At 49.2% G+C, this 3,979-nt stretch carries 6 protein-coding genes; 5 read left to right on the forward strand and 1 reads right to left on the reverse strand.

The features are described 5' to 3' along the window. Positions 1 to 157: 157 nt before the first annotated feature. The gene (locus Q0P86_RS16585; protein WP_295041037.1) at positions 158 to 397 is read left to right on the forward strand and encodes a hypothetical protein; all 240 of its coding nucleotides are present in this window, start codon (positions 158 to 160) and stop codon (positions 395 to 397) included. A 241-nt stretch (positions 398 to 638) separates the two neighbouring features. Here Q0P86_RS16585 and Q0P86_RS16590 read toward each other — a convergent pair whose 3' ends face one another. After that, positions 639 to 893, reverse strand: a complete 255-nt coding sequence (locus tag Q0P86_RS16590) for an AbrB/MazE/SpoVT family DNA-binding domain-containing protein (protein WP_290996427.1) — start codon at positions 891 to 893, stop codon at positions 639 to 641. 172 nt (positions 894 to 1,065) lie between these two features. On the opposite strand from Q0P86_RS16590, the gene Q0P86_RS16595 reads away from it, so the two are divergent. The 4 genes from Q0P86_RS16595 to cas2 are packed head-to-tail and all read left to right on the forward strand — an operon-like array spanning position 1,066 to position 3,830. After that, the gene (locus tag Q0P86_RS16595) at positions 1,066 to 1,380 is read left to right on the forward strand and encodes a helix-turn-helix transcriptional regulator (protein WP_073054531.1); all 315 of its coding nucleotides are present in this window, start codon (positions 1,066 to 1,068) and stop codon (positions 1,378 to 1,380) included. Further along, the gene (locus tag Q0P86_RS16600) at positions 1,377 to 2,606 is read left to right on the forward strand and encodes a type II toxin-antitoxin system HipA family toxin (protein WP_295041040.1); all 1,230 of its coding nucleotides are present in this window, start codon (positions 1,377 to 1,379) and stop codon (positions 2,604 to 2,606) included. The genes Q0P86_RS16595 and Q0P86_RS16600 overlap by 4 nt, the downstream gene beginning before the upstream one ends. 28 nt (positions 2,607 to 2,634) lie before the next feature. Further along, positions 2,635 to 3,531, forward strand: a complete 897-nt coding sequence (gene cas1, locus Q0P86_RS16605) for a type II CRISPR-associated endonuclease Cas1 (protein ID WP_295041042.1) — start codon at positions 2,635 to 2,637, stop codon at positions 3,529 to 3,531. Continuing rightward, on the forward strand, positions 3,519 to 3,830 hold the full coding sequence (gene cas2, locus Q0P86_RS16610) for a CRISPR-associated endonuclease Cas2 (protein WP_295041044.1): 312 nt from the start codon (positions 3,519 to 3,521) through the stop codon (positions 3,828 to 3,830). The genes cas1 and cas2 overlap by 13 nt, the downstream gene beginning before the upstream one ends. The last annotated feature ends 149 nt before the right edge of the window (positions 3,831 to 3,979 follow it).

Raw genomic sequence — 3,979 nt, forward strand, 5'->3', positions numbered from 1 at the left:
TGAAAGTCGCTGCACTGAAAGTGCAGGGTTTTAACCATTTTTTGGACAATAAAACGAGAGATGCTTATAGGGCAAAATACGGTAAAACACGCTTAAATACACTTAAAAACGGACACCACCGTTTGCCATTCCGGAATTCAAGAAGTATATTCGTGGTATGTGGGTATTTACAAAGGCTTTCGACAATTGCGTTGTCCGGGTAATTCTCGCCCTGGTGCTAATCTATTGCATCATGGCTTCCCACTGGCTCATATTCGTCGTTTGCGCCATCTTTGCAGGATCCCTGTTGCTGTACGACGCCTACAGGAAGGAACAGAAGGAACTGGAGCAGACCGAAGAAACCGAGCCGGAGCAGGAAAATCCGAATAACCCGCTGGACGATTTCGACAAGCTGTAATCATTCAGCAGTTACTGAATCCTGACCGGCTTTAGATATGTAGATGGTCATCGAAAAAGTCCTAGTGTCCTGTGGCGTTTTTGTCTTATAAGGGCTCTTTATGAGCCGAGGGAAAAAAACTCCCCCAAATAGAGGGCCCGCCGCACGCCCATTTTTCGTTTATCCAGCAGGTCGCTTTAAAAGAATGGTAACTAAAATACCCGAAACAAGGACGTTTGTATCTACAACGATACAACGATGTTCATCGATTTTCATTGATAAACGCGCTTAGCATATCCGGCGTCGTTTCCAGTTCACTTGTGATTTTATCCGTCTCTTCCACAAGAGTCTTGAATTCGGACATGCTGGGCATAAGTACCGGCTTGAGCAAAATATTTGTACCATCGCACACGACAATCAGCTTGTCTCCGGTATCCAGGTTCAGTTGATTACGGATACTCCTAGGAATGACGATTTGTCCTTTTGTCGATAGACTTGTTATTTCTAGAGAGTCCATAGCATCTCTGGTAAGATATTCTTACCAAAATATAAATAAAAACGACGAGGCAGTCAATAAGCCAAATTACAAAAAAAGGCATTTCGTCTTAGCCCCACTACACTGCAAATCCAACCTATTTCGTCAATATTTATTGACAATTCAATCAAAACAATATATATTTATTGACATCATGGGTAAGAAAAGCGTAACTCTACTGCCGAAAACCGGTAAAATCCTTGAACAGATGGGAGAACAGATCCGTCTGGCACGCATGCGTCGTAAAATTTCTGTCGCGCTAGCTGCCGAAAGGGCGGGCGTCAGCCGAGCATCGGTATGGGCGGTGGAAAAAGGTTCCGCGGCAGTGGCAATCGGCATTTACGCAGCAGTACTCCACGCCATAAGCGGCATGGACACCGACCTTCTCAAAGTCGCCGCAGACGACGAACTCGGGCAAAAACTCCACGACATCGAACTCCTGAAGAAATATCACCCGGAGGGCAAGTGAAGCGGATTTTGGTTTACGAGAACTGGCTGCGCGCAGTCCCCACGCGCATCGGCACGCTCTTTGTGGAAGGCGCAAGAGGTAAAGAAGTCTGTTCATTCGAGTACGACAACGAATGGCTAAAGCACTCCGGTAGCTTTATGCTGGATCCGGACCTGTCCCTTTTCAAGGGGCGGCAGTTCGTTCCTGTCGACAAGGAACTTTTCGGCATATTTGAAGATTCGTGCCCCGACCGGTGGGGACGCACGCTCATGGACCGGCGGGAATCCACAATCGCCCGCTCCGAATCGAGAACGCCCCGAAAACTCATGGAAAGCGACTACCTGCTCGGCGTTCACGACATGTCACGCATGGGAGCTTTGCGGTTCAAAGCGAATGAGGACGGCCCCTTCCTTTCGGACGATTCCGACATGGCTGCCCCTCCGTGGGTCGCCCTCCGCAAACTAAACGATGCCGTAGCCGCCTTCGAGAGCGACACCACGCACTCGGACAAATGGCTACAGATGCTAATTGCGCCGGGTTCCTCGTTAGGGGGCGCACGCCCTAAAGCAAACGTCATTGCACCGGATGGCAGCCTTTGGATAGCAAAGTTTCCTTCCAAGAACGACAAGATAAACTGCGGCGCTTGGGAAAAAACGGTCTATGAACTTGCGGAAATGTGCGGATTGAACGTTTCGAAAAGCCGCCTTGAAAAATTCTCGCGATACGGTTCCACTTTTCTCGTAAAAAGATTTGACCGAGAGTCCGGTCGGAGAATCCACTTCACGTCGGCTATGGCCCTGCTCGGCCACACAGACGGGAACGAAGACTGCGGATACAACGAAATCGCCTCCTTCATCAAGTCTGCCGGAGCAGCCCCCAAAAAAGACCTTCTTGAACTTTGGAAACGGATTGTGTTCAACATCCTCGTGTCCAACACCGACGACCACTTGCGTAACCACGGTTTTCTCTTGTCCGAAAAAGGGTGGACGCTTTCGCCCCTGTTCGACGTAAATCCAAATCCGTACGGGGAATTCCTTTCGCTGAATATTTCTGACAGCGATTCCACACTATCATTGGAACTCGCCCAGGATGTTTGCGAACTTTACGGATTACCTGCGGCAAAGGCAAAAGCAGCCATTACCGAAATGCAAAAAATCGTCAAAGCAAATTGGCGTAAAATCGCAACAAGGAACGGGATTCCCCGAAACGAGCAGTCCTTTATGGAAAGCGCCTTTGCATCTAAATAAAGATGTCAATAGAAACAGAAGGAGAAACATGCCCAAACAGACTCTCGTATTCGAAAGCCCCGTCCAGCTTTCGGTGCAAAATTCCATGCTCAAAATCGCATACAAGGACGATCCCGACAACGTCACCCTCAGAGCCATCGAGGATATCGCCATCATCCTCATCGACAACCATTCGGCATCGCTCACCACGCCGCTCATCGGCAAACTGGCAGAGCAGAATGTCGCCGTCGTATTCTGTAACGAAAAGCATATGCCGTCATCCATGCTCATGAACCTGGACGCGAACACCCTGCAAGAGAAATACTTCCGCCTGCAACTGGACGCACCCCTACCGCTAAAAAAGCAGATGTGGAAAAATGTCGTGGAGGCAAAAATCAAGAACCAGGCGCTGCACCTAAAGTCCCTTGGCAAAAAACACGACAAACTCCTGAAATACGCCACTGGAGTCCTTAGCGGGGACTCCAGCAACCGCGAAGGACTTGCCGCGCAATGCTACTGGAGGGAACTTTTCGGCAAAGAGTTCATCCGCGACAGATTCGGCGAACATCCCAACGACTTTTTGAATTACGGCTACACGCTCCTGCGAGCCGCAACGGCACGCGCCCTGATGGCGAGCGGGTTACTGCCTTCCCTCGGAATTTTCCACCGGAACTATTACGACGCATTCCCGCTGGCAGACGACATTATGGAACCCTACCGCCCCTTCATCGATCAGATTGCGTACAAATTACACGCAGCAAAAAAGAAAAAGTTGGACAAGGAAGTCAAGGCATCTTTTCTGGAGCTGTTCTACACCAACATTCCCTTCGGCGAACAGATGGTTCAGCTCGGAACATGTCTCACCTACACCACCGCCTCCGTCGCAAAATTTTTCATGGGCGAAACTAAAAACATCGCCTACCCGAGGGTAGTATGTGGGTCGTAGCGATTTTCGATTTTCCAAGACACTGCAAGAGCGGCCGCCAAAACATGGACAGGTTCGTCAAGGAACTAGAAAAAGAGGGGTTCAGCAAGGTGCAACGGGGCATGTACGTCCGCTATTGCTCCACTGCGGACAACGGCAGGACGCACCAACGACGAATCGCCAATTTAATCGAACCCCGCTCCACGGTCTGCCTACTAAGCGTCACGGACAGGGAGTTCCTGGAAATCTACAGCCATTTCGGCAGTACCAGGGCTCCGAAAAAATGGCCCAAATCCCAGAATTTTATCCAATTTTTCTGATTTTTTTAGCGTCAAACCGCTTGCGAACCCGCATAAATAAAGGTATATTCAGAAAGTAGGTCTTATAAGGGCTCTTTACGAGACGAGGTAAAACTTATGAACGAATAGACGATTTTTGTTGGGAGCAAATAAAGGCAGAAAGTTTTGTT

Origin of the sequence: uncultured Fibrobacter sp. (assembly GCF_946062555.1) — a bacterium.
Lineage (GTDB): Bacteria > Fibrobacterota > Fibrobacteria > Fibrobacterales > Fibrobacteraceae > Fibrobacter.